General features: G+C 59.3%; 15 protein-coding genes. 8 read left to right on the top strand and 7 right to left on the bottom strand.

All coding sequences use genetic code 11. The features are described 5' to 3' along the window. The first annotated feature begins 149 nt into the window (after window positions 1-149). The 5 genes from F8N36_RS11030 (at window position 150) to gcvPB (ending at window position 5,840) form a co-directional block, all read left to right on the top strand. A complete protein-coding gene (locus tag F8N36_RS11030; RefSeq protein WP_291332864.1) occupies window positions 150-980 on the top strand; it encodes a TatD family hydrolase in 831 nt (276 codons plus the stop codon). Between the two features lie 239 nt (window positions 981-1,219). Continuing rightward, window positions 1,220-2,302 (top strand): glycine cleavage system aminomethyltransferase GcvT, encoded by a 1,083-nt coding sequence (gene gcvT / locus F8N36_RS11025; RefSeq protein ID WP_291332863.1) that lies wholly within the window; start codon window positions 1,220-1,222, stop codon window positions 2,300-2,302. Between the two features lie 85 nt (window positions 2,303-2,387). After that, window positions 2,388-2,774, top strand: coding sequence for a glycine cleavage system protein GcvH (gene gcvH / locus F8N36_RS11020; protein WP_291332862.1), 387 nt, complete (start codon window positions 2,388-2,390; stop codon window positions 2,772-2,774). A 289-nt stretch (window positions 2,775-3,063) separates the two neighbouring features. Further along, window positions 3,064-4,395 (top strand): aminomethyl-transferring glycine dehydrogenase subunit GcvPA, encoded by a 1,332-nt coding sequence (gene gcvPA, locus F8N36_RS11015; RefSeq protein WP_291332861.1) that lies wholly within the window; start codon window positions 3,064-3,066, stop codon window positions 4,393-4,395. Beyond that, window positions 4,392-5,840, top strand: coding sequence for an aminomethyl-transferring glycine dehydrogenase subunit GcvPB (gcvPB, locus tag F8N36_RS11010; RefSeq protein ID WP_291332860.1), 1,449 nt, complete (start codon window positions 4,392-4,394; stop codon window positions 5,838-5,840). Before gcvPA ends, gcvPB begins: the two co-directional genes overlap by 4 nt. Before the next feature lie 278 nt (window positions 5,841-6,118). Here the strand turns inward: gcvPB and F8N36_RS11005 are convergent, their stop codons facing one another. From F8N36_RS11005 to F8N36_RS10980, 6 genes are all read right to left on the bottom strand, one after another. Further along, window positions 6,119-7,249, bottom strand: coding sequence for an MnmA/TRMU family protein (locus F8N36_RS11005; RefSeq protein ID WP_291332859.1), 1,131 nt, complete (start codon window positions 7,247-7,249; stop codon window positions 6,119-6,121). Between the two features lie 183 nt (window positions 7,250-7,432). After that, a complete protein-coding gene (locus F8N36_RS11000) occupies window positions 7,433-8,179 on the bottom strand; it encodes an amino acid ABC transporter ATP-binding protein (RefSeq protein WP_291332858.1) in 747 nt (248 codons plus the stop codon). Further along, on the bottom strand, window positions 8,166-8,966 hold the full coding sequence (locus F8N36_RS10995; protein WP_291332857.1) for an amino acid ABC transporter permease: 801 nt from the start codon (window positions 8,964-8,966) through the stop codon (window positions 8,166-8,168). Before F8N36_RS10995 ends, F8N36_RS11000 begins: the two co-directional genes overlap by 14 nt. 183 nt (window positions 8,967-9,149) lie before the next feature. Continuing rightward, a complete protein-coding gene (locus F8N36_RS10990) occupies window positions 9,150-9,893 on the bottom strand; it encodes a basic amino acid ABC transporter substrate-binding protein (protein WP_291332856.1) in 744 nt (247 codons plus the stop codon). Between the two features lie 63 nt (window positions 9,894-9,956). Continuing rightward, the gene (locus F8N36_RS10985; RefSeq protein ID WP_291332855.1) at window positions 9,957-10,700 is read right to left on the bottom strand and encodes a basic amino acid ABC transporter substrate-binding protein; all 744 of its coding nucleotides are present in this window, start codon (window positions 10,698-10,700) and stop codon (window positions 9,957-9,959) included. 248 nt (window positions 10,701-10,948) lie between these two features. Beyond that, window positions 10,949-11,671, bottom strand: coding sequence for an NYN domain-containing protein (locus tag F8N36_RS10980; protein ID WP_291332854.1), 723 nt, complete (start codon window positions 11,669-11,671; stop codon window positions 10,949-10,951). Window positions 11,672-11,883: 212 nt separating this feature from the next. On the opposite strand from F8N36_RS10980, the gene F8N36_RS10975 reads away from it, so the two are divergent. Beyond that, complete coding sequence (locus F8N36_RS10975; protein ID WP_291332853.1) at window positions 11,884-13,170, top strand: O-antigen ligase family protein; 1,287 nt, start codon at window positions 11,884-11,886, stop codon at window positions 13,168-13,170. A 78-nt stretch (window positions 13,171-13,248) separates the two neighbouring features. Here the strand turns inward: F8N36_RS10975 and thyX are convergent, their stop codons facing one another. Beyond that, window positions 13,249-14,043 carry an FAD-dependent thymidylate synthase gene (gene thyX / locus F8N36_RS10970; RefSeq protein WP_291332852.1) on the bottom strand — a complete coding sequence of 265 codons (795 nt, stop codon included), beginning with the start codon at window positions 14,041-14,043 and terminating at the stop codon, window positions 13,249-13,251. Window positions 14,044-14,301: 258 nt separating this feature from the next. Between thyX and trpB the strand changes: the two genes are divergently transcribed. Together trpB and uvrC are read left to right on the top strand one after the other, a co-directional pair. Further along, on the top strand, window positions 14,302-15,513 hold the full coding sequence (gene trpB / locus F8N36_RS10965) for a tryptophan synthase subunit beta (protein WP_291333077.1): 1,212 nt from the start codon (window positions 14,302-14,304) through the stop codon (window positions 15,511-15,513). Between the two features lie 167 nt (window positions 15,514-15,680). Continuing rightward, entirely contained in the window at window positions 15,681-17,564 is a 1,884-nt protein-coding gene (uvrC, locus tag F8N36_RS10960) for an excinuclease ABC subunit UvrC (protein ID WP_291332851.1), read from the top strand. The last annotated feature ends 32 nt before the right edge of the window (window positions 17,565-17,596 follow it).

Raw genomic sequence — 17,596 nt, 5'->3', positions numbered from 1 at the left:
GAAGCCGGGATAAAACCGGCAAATCCCCTAAAGCATAGCCCCATTGCCCGGGCTTTGCAATGGTGAGGCAACATGCGAACATGCGCACGCAAAAGTTGGCTCTTGCATTTCGGTGGTGCCGGTTGCTATGTATCGGCGCGAGGTAAAACATGTCGAAAAAACCAACCGTCCGCATTGATCCCCTTACCCTGGCGCTGCCGCCCGTTGGCGTGGACAGCCACGCCCATCTGGACGGGCAGGAATTTGACGCAGACAGGGATGCCGTGCTTGAACGCGCACATGCGGCGGGCATAGCACAGATTGGCAACGTGTTTCTGGGGCCGGACGATTATCACGCGCGGCGAGGTCTTTTTGACGCGCATCCCGACGTGTTTTTTCTGATGGGTATACACCCCTGCGACGGGCAGAACTGTACGCAGGAAAGGCTGAATGCCATGCGTACCGCTTTTGCCGCTGACTCGCGGCTCAAGGCCGTGGGTGAGATCGGGCTTGATTTTTACTGGCCCGACTGCCCGAGGGAAATACAGTACCAGGCCCTGCGCGACCAGCTGGCGCTGGCGCGGGCAGTGGAGCGCCCTGTGGTCATCCATTGCCGTGAGGCAGAGGAAGAAACGCTCATGACCCTTGAGGCCGAGGGCTTTGCCGGGTATCCGCTGCTGTGGCACTGCTTTGGGCAGGGGCCGGAGACCGCCCGCCGCATCCTGCACAACGGCTGGCATATTTCTGTGCCTGGCCCCGTCACCTACAAGGCCAACGAGGCCCTGCGCGAGGCCGTGGCGCTTATACCCGCCGACCGCCTGCTGCTTGAAACGGACGCGCCCTATCTTGCGCCCCTGCCGTGGCGCGGCAAGCGCAACGAACCTGCCTATACGGTATTTACCGTGCGGGCCATGGCCGAAGCGCGGGGTGAAAGCGCAGAAGACCTGTGGCGCACCTGCGGTGACAACGCCCGCCGTTTTTTCGGTATTTCTCCCGCGTAGCAAAGGCCGCAAGCCCTTTGCCGGGCAGGTCGGGCCGGGTCTGTTCTTGTGTCCACATTGCAGAAGTGATACCATAACCAAAGCCACTCGGAACGGTGGCCTGAAGGTGTTTTTTATAAATATTTCCGTGTTGATCCGTGCTGTCTGTTTTGCCCTTGCGTAAAATGTCGGCATGGCCGACCCGGCGCGTCCTCTATAGCGCCAGCGTAAGCTGTTTGCCCAAAATTCAAGGAGATTCCATGTCGGATCTGCGTACCCCCCTCACCGCCTGGCACGAGGCGCATGGCGCAAAAATGGCCCCCTTTGCCGGGTGGCTTATGCCCATTCAATATGAGGGTATTATTGTTGAGCACCAGCACACCCGTCAGCATGCGGGTCTTTTTGATATTTGCCACATGGGCGAATTTCTTGTTTCCGGCCCAGGTGCTGATGAAGCCCTGAGCAAGGCCGTGAGCCACAATCTTCAAACCCTCGCCCCCGGCAAATGCCGCTACGGCTTTTTGCTCAACGACAAGGGCGGCGTGCTTGACGACGGCATCATCTATCGCTTTGGCCCCGATTCCTTCATGGCCGTGGTCAACGCCGCCTGCGCCGCTAACGACTTTGCCGTGCTGCGCTCGCGCTTGCCCGAAAGTGTGAAGATGGTCGACATTTCAGCCGATACCGGCAAGATCGACCTTCAGGGGCCGGAATCGCTGGACGTGCTTGAAAAGCTGCTGGGTCAGAACTTTCACGATCTCGGCTACTTCGGTTTTCGCGAAACCACATGGCAGGGTACGCCCCTGCTGGTGAGCCGCACCGGCTACACCGGCGAGCTGGGCTATGAACTGTACATCGCCTCTTCTGAAACCGAGGCTTTCTGGAATGCCCTGCTGGTCGATGAACGTGTAAAGCCTGTGGGCCTTGGCGCGCGCGACACCCTGCGCCTTGAAGCCGGGCTGCCCCTGTACGGCCATGACCTTGACGAAAACCACAGCCCCGCCGAAGCTGGCATGGGCCGCATGATGACCAGCACCGCCGACTATGTGGGCCGCGAAGGCGCGCAGAAGATCGCCGAAGTGCTGGTTCCCCTGCGCATCGATGGCCGCCGCGCCGCCCGCCACGGTGATGTGGTGGCCGCTGCCGACGGCAGCGAGGTTGGCCATGTGACCAGCGGCTCGTTTGCCCCCTCGCTGGGCTATGTTATCGCCTTTGCCTGGGTAGCCGCCGCCCACGCCGCTGACGAAAATTTTGTGGTACGCGCCGCAAGAACAGAGCTGCCCGCCACCCGGGTTGAAGCGCCGTTTTACACACAGGGAACCGCGCGCAAGAAGCTTGCCTGATCTGGTCGCCCCCCACGCGGCAGCAGCCGCAGCCGGACGGCGAAATTTTTATAACGATTGAACCCATTTTTTCAGGAGTTTGCACATGGCCACCAATCCTGCCGATATTCTGTACAGCACCAGCCACGAATGGGCGCGCATTGAAGGCGACGAAGCCGTTATCGGCATCACCAGCTTTGCCCAGGAATCGCTTGGCGACATCACCTATGTGGAACTGCCCCCCGTGGGCGACCAGCTTTCTGAAGACAAGGAATTCGGTTCGGTCGAGTCGGTGAAGGCCGCCAGCGACCTTATTTCGCCTGTGTCTGGCGAAGTTGTCGCCGTCAACGAAGCTCTGGAAAGCACCCCCGAGCTCTGCAACAGTGATCCCTTTGGCGAAGGCTGGATTGTGCGTGTCAAGCTGGCCCACAAGCCCGCTGGCCTTTTGGACGCTGCGGCTTACGAGGCTCATTGCGCCACCGAAAAACACTAAACAGGCACGAGTGTCTTTTCGCTTGCGGCTGCGTCAGACAATTTTTTTATTTCGGTCGTGTACCTAAGGGTACACTCCCTGCATAAAAAAATCGTCTTTCTTGCCGGAACTGAAAATCCACTGCATGCCGTTTGACACGGGTTGAGCAGCGTTAATCGCCGCCTTCCTTCTGTTGCCCTTTCGCCCCGGCTGGAGCAGCGTCGTACAACGGCGGGCTCCAGCCGGAGTCCCTTTCACAGCGGCTGCCGTCGCACAAGCGATACAAATCGTCCGGCGGCAAGGAGCCAATATGCCATACATTCCTCATACGCCGGAAGAGTTGCATGAAATGCTCTCCGTAGTTGGCGTGCGCAGTCTGGATGAGCTTTTTTCCGACATCCCCTCCAGCATGCGCCCCCAGAGCTTTGATCTGCCCAAGGGCCAGAGCGAAGCCGCCGTCTGCGGGTATTTTGAAGAGCTGGCAGCCAAAAACTGCCCCGGTCATGTTTCCTTTCTGGGCGCGGGTTTTTACAACCACGATATTCCCAAGGCTGTGGACGCCCTTTCTGGCCGCAGCGAATTCTATACCGCCTACACGCCCTATCAGGCCGAATGCTCGCAGGGCACCCTGCAGGCCATTTTTGAATTTCAGACCGCTGTCAGCCGTCTGATGGAAATGGACTGCGGCAACGCCTCGGTTTACGACGGTGGCACCGCCATTTTTGAAGCCGCCATGATGGCCGTGCGCGCCACCCGCCGCAGCGTTCTGGTGGTGGACGAGGCCGTCAACCCCATCTGGCGCGGCATGCTCGCCGCCTACACCTCAAGCCTTGATCTTGAAATAAAGATTGTGGCCCAGCACAACGGTTGCAGCGACATGGACGCCCTCATGGCCTCCGTAGACAACACCTGCGCCGCGGTTATCGTGCAGAATCCCAACTTCTTCGGCGCGGTGGCCGACTACACGACCCTTTTCGCCAAGGCCCGCTCGCAAAAGGCCTTTGGCGTCATCTCCGTGTACCCGGTCATGCAGTCTGTGCTCAAAACCCCTGGTGAAATGGGCGCCGATGTGGCCGTGGCCGAAGGCCAGAGCCTGGGCATGAACCTCTCTTTCGGTGGCCCCTACCTTGGCCTCATGACCTGCCGCAAGGAGCACATCCGCCAGTTCCCGGGCCGCATTGTGGGCCGCACCTCTGATGTGGACGGCAAGACCGGCTACGTGCTTACCCTGCAGGCCCGCGAACAGCACATCCGCCGCGCCAAGGCCACCTCGAACATCTGCTCCAACCAGGCTCTCTGCGCCCTGCGTTCTCTCATCCACATGAGCTTGCTTGGCCCCGAAGGCCTTGCACGCGTTGCAGAAAACAACATGGCCCTTGCCCGCTACGCCGTTGAGCGACTCACCGCCATCAAGGGGGTGGAACTGCTCAACAACACTCCCTTTGGCTCGGAAGTGGCACTCCGCCTGCCCAAGTCCGCCGCAGAGGTGGTCAAGGCCATGACGCCCAAGGGCATCGTGCCCGGCTACCCGCTGGGCAAGCACTATCCCGGTATGGAAAACGTGCTGCTGCTCTCGTGCACCGAGGCCAACAACCGCACCCAGATAGACAAGCTGGCCGAAATCATGGGAGGTCTGCTGTGAAAACCATTTTCGCCAAATCCGTTTCTGGGCGCACTGCCTACTGCCTGAACAGCGATGCTCCCAAGGCCTCGGCCATGCTGCCCGCAGACCTGCTGCGCAAAAATGCGCCCCGTCTGCCCGAATGCTCCGAGCTTGAAGTGGTGCGCCACTTTACCCAGCTTTCGCAGCTCAACTACAGCGTGGACGCCAATTTCTATCCCCTTGGCTCCTGCACCATGAAGTACAACCCCAAGTTTACGGAATACGTGGCGTCGCTGCCGGGCTTTACCCGTCTGCACCCCATGATGGCCCAGCTTGAGGGGGGCGCTGACTGCACGCAGGGCGCTCTTCAGTGCCTGCACGAAGCAGAAAACCTGCTCTGCGAGCTTACGGGCATGAAGGCTTTTACCTTCCAGCCCATGGCTGGTGCCAATGGTGAATTCACGGGTGTGAAGCTCATTGCCGCCTACCATGCTGCCAAGGGCCGCAACCGTAAAAAAATGCTCATTCCCGACGCTGCGCACGGCACCAACCCCGCCTCTGCCGCACTTGCCGGGTTTGAAACCATCAATATCGAATCGCGCGACGGCATGGTGGACCCCGAAGCCATCGTGGCGGCCATTGCCGAGCACGGTGAAGATGTGGCGGGCCTCATGATGACCTGCCCCAACACCCTTGGCCTCATGGAAGTGCACCTGCCCCGCATCGTGGCCGAACTGCGCAAGGTTGATGCCCTGCTGTACTACGACGGCGCCAACATGAACGCCATCATGGGCAAGATGCGCATGGGCGATGTGGGCTTTGACGTGGTGCACCTCAACGTGCACAAAACCCTTGCCACTCCTCACGGCGGCGGCGGCCCGGGCGCTGGCCCCGTGGGTGTCACCGACCGCCTGATGCCCTTCATGCCCGCCCCGCGCGTGGCCAAACATCCCGATGGCCGTTTCTACCTTGATTACAATCTGCCGCAGAGCATCGGCCCCATCGGCCCCTTCTACGGCAGCTTTGGCGTGGTCATCAAAGCCTTGGCCTACATGCTGCGCCTCGGCGGCGAAGGCCTCACCCGCGCCTCTGAATACGCCGTGCTGAACGCCAACTACCTCAAGAAAAAGCTTGAGAACGTGCTGGAAATTCCCTTCAAGGACCGTTTCTGCGCGCATGAATTCGTGGCTTCCGCCCCCGAGGGGCTGCGTGCTCTAGATATCGCCAAGGCTCTTTTGCAGCGGGGTATCCACGCGCCCACCATCTACTTCCCGCTTATCGTGCACGAATGCCTCATGGCCGAACCCACGGAAACGGAAGACAAGGAAACCCTGGATACCTACGTCGAAGCCCTGCAGGAGATCATCCTCACCGGCAAGGCGAATCCGCAGTCCCTTCAGGAACTGCCCACCAACCTGCCCGTGCGCCGTCTGGATGAAACCGCAGCGGCACGACAGATGGTGCTGACAGAAGATATGGGATAGATTGGATGATAAAGGAGTAAGGGGCGCTTTTTACAAAAAGCGCCTCTTACTCCAAACCTCTATCCCCGTAAAAACTTTAACGGGCCTTGGCTGATGCCGAGGCCCGTTTTTTTTGTCATGCATCGGGTTCGGGAGTTTGGCCGCCCGGTAAGTTTGGCCGCCAGTGCGAAGTGCGGCTTTGCCAGACGGCTCTGACGCATTCAGTCTGCAACAGTCTGATTTGCGTAATCAGCCCGAGAGGCTCCCCACCCCAAGATATGCGGCTGTAGTTTTACGCACTACGCCATTTCTTCCACAACGCCCGCAGCCAGCACACGGCCATCGGCATCATAAACCGCAGCCACCTGACCGGGAGCCGTAGGGAACTGCGGCTCATCAAGCTCTATGCGCAGGCAATCGCCCTCCATCCGTACACTGGCAGAGCAGGGACGCTGACGATGGCGCAGTCGTACAAGCAGTCCTTCGGGCCACATGCTTTCGGGCAGTGCTATGTTGGCTGGCCCGGTAACGCATGTGCGTATGCCAAGCAGCGCACGCGGCCCTACCACAAGGGTATTGGCGGCGCTATCCTTGGCAAGCACAAAGAGAGGCTCTGTATGCGCAATGCCGAGCCCCTTGCGCTGCCCCTCGGTATACCGCCACAGGCCCTTGTGACGGGCGATTTCCCGCTCGTTACCCAGTGCATCGCGTAAAAGAACAGGCCCAGGGCCCGGCGCAACTGTTCCAGCCGCCTGCCAGCGTCGCTCAAGAAAAGGCCGGTAGGCCTCGGCAGCAGACATGCCCGGCTGGGCAACGGGCGGTGCAAAGCAGATATCCTGACTTTCGGAGGGCAGAGGTACGGACAGTCCCGCAGTGGCAACAATGGCACGGGTCTGTTCCTTGGTTTGCCCATGCAAAGGGAAAAGCGCGCGGCCCAGCCGCTGGCGCGGCACAAGACTGAGGAAATAACTTTGATCCTTGGCGGCATCCGTTGCGGCGGCCAGCAGGGGCAGGGCCTCGGCAGCATCATTCGGCGTTTCTGTCGCAACAAGGCGGGCATAGTGGCCGGTGGCGAGCTTGTCCGCACCCAGCTTTTGAGCAGTATCAAGCAGAACGCCAAACTTGATGGCCCGGTTGCAGTAGGCGCAGGGGTTGGGCGTGCGGCCCAGAGCGTAGGCGGCTGCAAAGGGAGCCAGCACCTCGCGTTCAAATTCGGCGCGCAGGTCGGCCACATGCAGGGGCACGCCCAGGGCAGCGCAGGCTTCGGCCAGGCCTGCTGGCGCACCGTTGGGGCCGTCTGGCAAAAAAAGACCGTGCAGGGCCAGCACGCGATAGCCCGCATTGCGCAGCATTACCAGGGCGCACAGGCTGTCCACACCGCCGCTGACGGCAACGGCCACAGTAATGGAAGAATAATCGGAGGTGTTCATGGGATTCTCCCTTGCCGGTGGCGGATAAGGGACAGCAAATATGAGGCTGTGGATGGTGAACCGTGGGGACGATTTGTCGTGGACAGGGCAGGAACGTGAGAAAGAGGCTGAAGAATGCGGCTAACAGACCAGTCATTAAGGAATGCCGTATCTGCACGGCATTCCTTCATAACTGCAAGCGGTCTAAAGAATCTGGTTCAGGAACTGGCGCAGGCGGGGGTGTCTGGGAGCCGTAAACAGGGCTTCGGGCTTTCCCATTTCCACAATCTGCCCCTGATCCATAAAGATCAGGCGGTCGGCCACGGTGCGGGCAAAGCCCATTTCGTGGGTCACGCAAACCATGGTCATGCCTTCTTCGGCCAGTTTCACCATAACGTCCAGCACTTCGCCAACCATTTCGGGGTCAAGCGCCGAGGTGGGTTCGTCAAACAGCATGATGGAAGGCTGCATGGCAAGGGCGCGGGCAATGGCCACACGCTGCTGCTGCCCGCCCGAAAGCATGGCAGGGTACACATTGGCCTTGTCGCTGATGCCAACTTTTTTGAGCAGGGTCAGGGCGCGGGCATTGGCCTCTTCGCGCGAGAGCTTGCGCAAATGGCGTGGTGCAAGGGTAAGGTTTTCAAGCACTGTTTTGTGAGGAAACAGGTTGAACTGCTGAAAAACCATGCCCAGGTTCTGACGCATCTCGTTGATGTTATTTTCATCGCTCTGGATATCTTGCCCCTGAACGATAATGCTGCCCTGGTCGATCTGCTCAAGCCGGTTGATGGAGCGCAGCAAGGTAGACTTGCCGGAACCGGAAGGCCCGATAATGACCACCCGTTCGCCGGGGGCAATATCCAGGCATACGTCCTGCAAGGCAGGCAGTGAGCCAAAGTACTTCCAGACGTGACTGATGGAGATAATGGGGGCGGCGTTATTTTCCGTCATAGTAGTTCAGCCTGGATTCCATGACGCTCACGGCCTTGGAGAGCAAAAGGGTAATGATGAGATAGATAATGGCCACCAGGGTGTACGTTTCAAAGTACAGGTAAGTGGTGCCCACAAAGCTGCGCGCACGCTGCATGATATCCGGCACTGCCATGATGGACACGAGCGAGGTATCCTTGAGCATGGCGATACATTCGTTGCCTACGGGCGGCAAAATGGTGCGCATGGCCTGGGGCAGAACCACAAGACGCATGGTCTGGTAGCGGTTAAAGCCCAGTGAACGCGCCGCTTCTGTCTGGCCTTTGCTGATGGCCGTGATGCCAGCGCGAAAAACTTCGCCCATGTATGCGCCGTAGCAAAAGCTGATGGCAACAACCGCAGAGGTAACACCACTGACCTGCACAAACCTCGAAAGGGCGTAGTAGATATAAAATATCTGCACAAGCAGGGGGATACCGCGTATGACTTCCACATAGGTGGATGCAATCAGGTTGATGATGCGGTTGTCTGAAATGCGGCCAAGGCCTGTAAGCAGGCCCAGAGGAACAGCACAACAGATGGAAAGCAAGGTGATCCTGAATGTGATCAGCACACCATCCGGCAGGTACAGCAAAATGCGCAGGTAAGGCTCGGGCCAGAGAGTGCAAAGGGCAAACAGGGTTCCGATAGCACCCACCAGGGCAATCGACCAGGCATTGATCAGGCGCCATTCGCGCGGATCAGGGATGGACGCTCCATCCGTGACCATAATGATGTTGCCTTTGCTTCCATCTTTTTTGTCGTGCATCGCAGTCCTTCATGGCAACGCGTTTGAGGCTGGCGGCCCGGTATTTCGGCCCGTGGCCGAAGAGCAGTGAGCCGCCCGTTACTGTGGGCAAGGCAGTTAACATAACTGACAGTGCCCCGTTTTACGCCAAAGGCTTCCGGGCAAATGCCCGGAAGCCCAAACTAAAAAATACAATAAGGCAAATTACTTGGAGGCGCCCATCCACTTTTGCAGCAGCTGGGCTTCCACACCGGAAGCCTTGACTTCCTTGATGCCCTTGTTCAGCTTTTCCACCAGGTCCTTGCGGCCCTGGCGTACGGTAAAGCCGTAGTATTCCTTTTCTTCAGTCTTGAACGAAATATTGAGCTTGCCAGCGGTGTCGGCCTTCTTGTTCACGTAGTACAAGGCAACCGGATCGTCGCAGATAACGGCGTCAAGACGGCCGCCCAGCATGTCCTGAATGGCCAGGCCCACGTCGTCGTATTCCTTGAGATCAACGGCCACGCCAGCCTTGCGGATGACAAACACGCCGGTGGTGCCGATCTGGCCGCCAACCTTCTTGCCCTTGAGGTCGGCCAGGGTCTTGATGCTTTTGCCGGTGGGCAGCACCACAGCCTGGGCAACTTCGTAGTAGGGATCAGAGAAGTCAAACTGCTTCTGGCGTTCTTCGGTAATGGTGGTGGCAGAGGCCACTATGTCGTACTGGCCGGTGGCCACGCCGCCGAAAATACCGTCCCAGGCGATGTTGCGCACGTCAACCTCAAAACCGGCTGCCTTGGCAACGGCCTTGATGAAGTCCACATCAAAACCTTCGGGCTGCTTGTTGGCGTCCAGCATTTCCATGGGGGGCCAGGTGCAGTCAGTGGCTACAACAAATTTTTCCGCAGCCATCGACGGGCTGCAAAGCAGGAAAACGGCAACCAGGGCCAGCATTGTACGACGAATCATGTCCACTCCTTAAAATACGGCGGGGCGCTCAGGACAAGCCCGAACGCCCCGCAAAACGGAACGTTAGTTAGATTTACCAAGCCACTTTTCGGCAATCTTGCGATCTTCGCCAGAGGCCTTAACAGCGGCGATGCCCTTGTTCAGCTTCTCCACCAGGTCCTTGCGGCCCTTGCGGACGGTGAAGCCATAGTATTCCTTTTCGTCGGCCTTGAACGAGATGTTCAGCTTGCCAGCGGTGTCAGGCTTTTTGTTCACATAGTACATGGCAACCGGATCGTCGCAGATAACGGCGTCAAGACGGCCGCCCACGAGGTCCTGAATGGCCAGGCCCACGTCGTCGTATTCCTTGATGTCAGCGCCGGCATTGGCCTTGCGCATAACGAAAATGCCGGTGGTGCCGATCTGGCCGCCGACCTTTTTGCCCTTGAGGTCAGCCAGAGACTTGATGCTCTTGCCAGCGGGCAGAACCACGGCCTGCACCACTTCATAATAGGGAGCAGAGAAGTCGAACTGCTGTTCGCGTTCGGGGGTGATGGTCACCGAGGAGGCCACGATGTCGTACTGGCCGGTGGCCACGCCGCCAAAAATGCCGTCCCACGCGATGTTGCGCACTTCTACCTCAAAGCCAGCGGCTTTGCCCATGGCGCGGAGGTAGTCGGTGGAGAAACCTTCGGGCTGCTTGTTGGCGTCAAGCATTTCCATGGGGGGCCAGGTGCAGTCGCTGGCCACAATGAACTTTTCGGCGGCAGCCGCCGGCCCGCAAAGCAGGGCGAGGGAAACCAGGGCAAGAATTACACGGCGAAACATAGGACCTCCTAACCAGGGTTTTTATGATTCAGGCCCGCCGCTGTATGCGTCGTGGGGGACGCTGCGCCACAGCACACCACCGTCATCACTGAAAACGGCTGCAAGCTGCAACGGTCCGTGGTTCGCCGGAAAGCGCGGTGTGCACCAGTAGGGCGGGCTACCAACCAGAAAAGAGCGTCTCACTTTTTAGCGTCGGCGGCCCCCGGCGTCAAGCGCTTCTGGCCGTTGAGCTGACAGTTTACGCGTATTTACCACGCATTGCCGGGCGAGGGGCCCTCGTCCTCGTCATCCATGCCGCCAGCTTGCGGGGCCGGTTGCGGCGTGCGGGCGGCAGAGGGCGCGGGTGTGATGGCCGACACTGGCGCAACCGAAGCAACCGGGGCGGTATGCACCACCGGCACGGGCTGGTCGTCCACATCGTCGGCGCGTTCGTCGCGCAGGGCCTGTTGCAAAAACCAGTCTTCGCGAATGCGCCACGAGGCGGCCGCCGTGTACGCGGGCGATGAATAGCCCACAGAAAGCACCAGGGTACGGCGGGCGTGTTCCTGCAGGCGTATGAGCAGGGGCGTGAAATCGGCGTCGCCAGAAAGGATGATGAATTCGTCAAAATGGGTGGAGTGCGAGAGGTCGTCCATGCAGTCCATGACCAGATGGATGTCGGTGCTGGTTTTGCCGCGCGTGGTCAGCGGCGGGCAGTCAACCACCTGAAAGGCGCTGCGGATAAAGGGGTTGCGGTATTCTTGGTATCTCTGCGGGTTCAGGTAGCACATGCGTTTTAAAATGCGGCGGCGCACACCTTCACCATAAAGAATGCGCAGCGCATGATTTTCTATCCAGCGTACCCAGCGGTAGGGTACAGAGCCAAACGCGCGCGCAGCCTCGGGGTCAATTTCAAGAAAGCGGGTGTAAATATTGTCGAAATCAACGTATAGAGCACTGAATACTTCGTCAAAACCGGTAAATCTGGCCATATGTACCTCAATGGTGAAATAATTTATCACAAAAGTATATTTTGCCTGTTCCGCTAATGCAAGGAATTTGCCGCCACTTGAATTTGTGGCCGTCTACGGGTACATCTTGCGCCGTAATCTACACCCAAACAAGGGCGAAAAGCATTGTGCTGAATATATTTGCTGAAATAAATAAACAGTGTCTGCAGGCACGGCAAACGTTGCTTGGCGCAGTGCGCGAACCCGCAACAGCGCCGTGGAGCAACTGGCTTTTCTGGTCGTTCTGGATTTCGCTGGCAAGCTTTCCCATTGGCTATGGTGCACGCGAGGTTCTGCCTGTTGTATGTTTCATATTCCTTTTATTTTACTACCGCTACAACTGGCAGCAAAGCGTGCTGCGCAGGCTTGATGCAAAGCCGCTTTTTTACTGCCTGTGGGGTATGATTGCCATAGGCGTGTTTTTTTCAGAGCACATCTGGGTATCTGTGCTGCATGCGGGCACGGGCATCAACAAGGGTTTTATTCTGCCCTTTATTGCCATGGAATGCGTGCGTAGCGAGAAAGACCTGCGCCGTCTTGTGTGGGCCTGCGTGCTGGCCTGCTTCTGGGAAGGGCTGGATGGCCTGCATCAGGCGCTGACCGGCGTGGATTTCATTATGGGGTATGCCTGCAATTCTGGCAGGCTTACCGGCAGTCTGGGTGACTATACGGTGGGCAACTACATAGCGCTGGCGCTTATTCCTGCCTTTGCCATGTGGTTTATCATAAGGCGCGCCCTGTCGCCCCTGGCGACCGCTCTGCTGTGCTTTGCAACCCTGTGGCCCGCTTTCTTTCTGCTCATTGGTGCTGCCAGCCGTAGTGGCGCGCTGGCGGTTGCCGCTTCGTTCGGCTTGTGGATTCTGCTGCGCGGCGGGCGCGCCCGCTGGAAGCTTGCCGGTATCTCACTGGCCATTTTGCTGGGCGTACTGGTGTTGCAAGGCCGGGCCGGTATTGGCGCGGTAGAGAGCGATGGTCGCTGGAGCCTGTGGCATCTGGCATGGGATGTCTTTACCGAGCACCCCTGGCTGGGAGCCGGGGCTGGGCGGTATAACGAGGCTTTCCGCTCTCTGGGCCTTGCACCGGAAAAAGACGCGATTACCATCAGCCATCCGCACAATCTGTATCTCGATATGCTCTATGCTCATGGTATTATTGGCTTTGCACTGGGCATGATTTTTTTGCTCGGTTTTATCTGGTGGGGATACAGGCGTATTCGCCCGCGCTTGCTGGCAGAGCTTGAAAGCAGAAGTCCAAGCATTTACTGGCGCATGACGGCCTGGTTCTGGATAGGTTTTGGCGGCTGGCTGGTCAACGGCATATTCGGCCACGATTTTTACCGCATATGGTGGCTGGCCCTTGCCATGAGCCATCTTGGCATCATGATTGGCGCTGTGGTCAACGGGCTGGATACCAGCCCCGAAGAATTTGCTGAGCAGACCCGGCACGACGATGCCTCTACCGTGGGGGCATCTGCCCCCTAACCAGACTGTGCATAAAATAAAAAACGGTTCCGCGTGTCAGACACACGGAACCGTTTTTTTTATCTTTCCGCCGGGGGGTTACTGGTCGGTAAAGTCTTCTGCACTGGTCTGCTGGCTGCCGTGGGCGCGCAGCACTTCCATGGCCTGTTCCTTGGTGAGCACATGGCCCACGCAGCGCGAATGCTGACGCTTGTTTTCCGGGCAATAGCCCATCTGTACACAGCTGGGGCCCGCACCAGCAAACAGATCGGGCGCGGCCTTGCGGCTGAGGCGCAGCATCTGCCAGGCCAGATGGCGTATTTCGTGCTGGGCGTTGCGGCAGCAGCGGATGGCAAACCAGTCGAGCAGGGCGTGGGCGTTCATGCCAATAATGGCCTTGAATTCCGTGGCCTGTGGCTTGAGGTAGCGCAGGTCTTCTTCCGGCAGGCCCGCGTTGAGTCCGGCGTCGTACCACTGTCGCGAAATTTCGGCCAGATCATGGCCGCTCAGGCTGGCTGTGTGGCCGTCGGGCAGGGTAACCTGTGCGGTAAATTCCGCCACGCTGCGCGGATACACTACAGAATAGCTGCGCTTGCCGTTCAGCTCGGCTCGGCCAGACTTGATGAGGTACGAAGCAAGTCGCTTGCGCACCAGCTGCGTTTCGGTAACGCGCGAATAGCCCTCGACGCCGAACAGAAAAAAGTCGAACTCAAGCGCGGCCCTGTGGCCGGAATCGAGAATGTTCTGCACAATCTGGCGCGAATAGGGCGAGGCCACAATTTCTTCCAGATCGCGTTCACTGCGCACAAAGCGGGCGGCGATATCCGTATAGATTTTTCCGCCACCTGCCAGCAGCACTACTTTGCCGTTGCCGGTGAATTTTTCTTCAAGCATGGTACTCCGCCTCTTTGTTATTGAGTGGGGACTATAGGGCAAAGAGCCCGGACGGGCAAGGCGGCCCGACAGCGCCTGACCAATGCCCAACAGCCAAAAACTTACGTTCTGTGCGGGTTTGAGGCAGCTATCTTGACATGGCGCTGTCAAAACGACAGAGTTACAAAGTTTTTTACGCTACCTGTGGCGTGCCCTGCCATGGCAGAAAAACCACAGGTCGCCGATCCGGCAGAACCCCAGCAGTACCAAGGAGATCGCATGAGCCAGCATTCCGCCCCTTACGGCAAACCCGACAGCAACGGCTTTTTTGGGGCCTACGGCGGGCAGTTTGTACCCGAGCCCCTCAAGGCACGCCTGGACGAAGTGGCGGAAGCCATGAAGGCCGCCGAGGCGGATCCCTCCTTTCAGAAAGAGCTGGATTATCTGTGCTCGCACTACACCGGGCGTCCCAACCCCGTGTTCCACTGCGCCAATCTGAGCCGTAGCCTCGGCGGGGCGCAGATATGGCTCAAGCGTGAAGACCTCAATCACCTTGGCGCGCACAAGATCAACAACACCCTCGGGCAGTGCCTGCTGGCAAAGCGCATGGGCAAAAAGCGCGTTATCGCCGAAACCGGCGCAGGTCAGCACGGAGTTGCCACCGCCGCCACCGCCGCCCTCATGGGACTTGAATGCACCATCTGCATGGGTGAAGTGGACATGGAGCGCCAGCACCTCAACGTGATCCGCATGGAAATGCTGGGATCGCGCGTGGTTGCCGCCAAAACCGGCCAGCGTACCCTCAAGGAAGCGGTGGACGAAGCCTTGGGCATGTGGATTGAAGACCCGGAAATGTTTTACGTGCTTGGCTCTGCCGTGGGGCCGCACCCCTATCCTTACATGGTGCGTGTTTTCCAGTCTGTTGTGGGCCGCGAGGCCCGCGCCCAGATGCTGGCCGAAACCGGGCGTCTGCCCAGTGCCTGCCTTGGCTGCGTGGGCGGTGGCTCCAACGCCATCGGCCTGTTCGCTGGTTTTCTGGATGACACCGACGTGCGCCTGCTGGGTGTGGAGCCGGGTGGCCGTGGCAACAGCTACGGCGAGCACGCGGCCTCGTTGTGCCTGGGCGAACCCGGCGTCATGCACGGTTTCAATTCCTACATGATCAAGGATCCGGCTGGCGAAGCGGGCGAGGTGTACTCCATCTCTGCCGGGCTGGACTATCCCTCCGTTGGGCCGGAACACGCCCTGCTGAAGGATATGGGCCGCGCCGAATACGTCAGCGTGACCGACAGGGAAGCCCTGGATGCGTTTTTCTCCCTCTCGCGTCACGAGGGCATCATCCCGGCTCTGGAATCTTCGCACGCACTGGCCCACGCCATAAAGATGGCTCCCGGCATGTCCACGGACGACATCCTTCTGGTGAACCTCTCTGGCCGTGGCGACAAGGATGTGGCCCAGGTGGCCGAAATGATGCAGAAAGGGCTGATTTAGGGGGGTACCCCAGAACTGACCGATTGAGATACGGCAGGCTAGGGTTTGCCCCCTTGCGCATGTGCCGTACCGTACATACTTTGCAGGAGGAGCGCGGGGGATGAGGGCTTTTGGGTCTTCTCCCCCGCACATTCCTTTTCTTCCCTTTTCAACACCCCCGCGCGGCCATGCAAAAGCCCGAACCTTCCAGTATACCCCTTACGCCCGGTGTCTATCTTTATAAGGACGCCAAGGGCCGTATCATCTATGTGGGTAAGGCACGTGTGCTGCGCCGCAGGGTGCTCTCGTATTTTCGGCCTGAGGGATTGCCCGCCAAGACCCGGGCCATGCTTTCGCATGCCGTGAGCATTGAGTATCTGACTACCACCACGGAAAAAGAAGCCCTGCTGCTGGAAGCCAGCTGCATCAAAAAGCACCGGCCCCACTACAATATCGTGCTGCGCGACGACAAGCAGTACGTGCTTTTTCGTATCAATCCCAAGCATCCCTTTCCCCGGCTTGAAATTGTGCGGCAGGCGCGGCGTGACGGCGCGCGCTATTTTGGCCCCTTTACCTCGGCACTGGCCGCACGCGAAACGTGGAAGCTCATTCATCGGGCCTTTGCCCTGCGGCGCTGCACGGACAAGGCCATGAAAAACCGTGTGCGTCCCTGCCTGTACCATTTTATGGGGCAGTGCCCCGCCCCCTGCATGGGCCTTGTTACCTCGCAGGAATACAACGAAAACGTGCGCAAGGTTACCGACCTGCTTCAGGGGCGGTCGGCAGAGCTGCTGGGCAGCCTGCGCGCGGCCATGGAACAGGCCTCCGAAGATCTGGAATTTGAACGGGCCGCCAGCCTGCGTGACCAGATACGCGCGGTTGAAAGCACCGTGGAGCGGCAGGCGGCTGTGCTGCCCGGCGGCGGAGATATGGACGCCGTGGGCCTGTTTGCGGCAGACCGGGGGCTGGCCCTTGGGCTGCTCTTTGTGCGCAATGGGGCTGTAACCGATGGCCGGGCTTTTTACTGGCCGGGCCTGACCTTTGAGGATGCGCCAGAGCTTTTGTGGTCGTTTATGGGGCAGTATTACAGTCAGGCCACGCCGCCCCCGCGCGTGCTGCTGCCGTGGATTCCCGCCGACCAGGAAGAGGCCGAAGACGCCGAAAGCAACGAAGGGGCCGAGGCCGTGCCGCAGACCGGCGGGCTTTCAACCCGTGAAACACTGGAGCAGACTCTTGCGGATCGCCGGGGTGGGGCCGTGCGCATTGTGCCGCCGCAAAACGCGGGTGACAACCAGCTTATTGATCTTGCGCAGTCCAACGCCAGGGAAGAAGCCCGACGGCAGGAGCAGAAGTCGGAGTTGAATATTCTTGAGCGGCTGGCCAGGGCACTGCACCTGCCAGAGCTGCCAATGCGCATCGAATGCGTGGACGTTTCGCACACTGGCGGCCAGCAAACCCGCGTGGGCATGGTTGTGTTTGAAGACGGCAAGCCGGAACGCTCGCAGTACCGGGCCTATGCCATGCCCGACAGCGGCGACGATTACGCAACCCTGTACGCCTGGGTTGCGCGCAGGCTTGAGAGCGGGCCGCCGTGGCCCGACCTGCTGCTTATAGACGGCGGGCGCGGTCAGCTGGGTGCTGTACAGCGGGCCTTGCGCGAGGCAGGCAAGGAAGACCTGTTTGCCCTGGCCGCCATTGCCAAGGCCAGGGACGAGGAGGGGCATGCTGACCGCCGTGCGGGCAACGTGGCCGACAGGATATTTGTGCCCAACCGTTCCAATCCGCTGCCACTGCGCGAGGGCGGGCCAGAGCTGCTCTTTTTGCAGAATGTGCGCGATAATACCCACCGTTTTGCCATTGGCCGCCACCGTAGGGCGCGACAGGGCGCGGCCCTTTCGGGCGAGCTCATGCGGCTGCCCGGTATTGGCCCTGCGACTGCCCGTCTGCTGTGGGACAACTTTGGCAGCGTGGAGGCCATGCGGGCCGCCAGCGTGGACGACTTGTGCAGGATTCCCGGTATCGGTCCTGCCAAGGCGGCCTTGCTGCGCGAAAAGCTGCGCGGCCTGGACTGATGCCGCTAACCGGATATTGCCCATAAAAAAAG

The organism is Desulfovibrio sp. (assembly GCF_009712225.1).
Taxonomy (GTDB): domain Bacteria; phylum Desulfobacterota; class Desulfovibrionia; order Desulfovibrionales; family Desulfovibrionaceae; genus Desulfovibrio.
The sequence above is the reverse complement of the archived record's forward strand: the minus strand, read 5'-3'. Positions and strand labels throughout refer to the sequence as shown.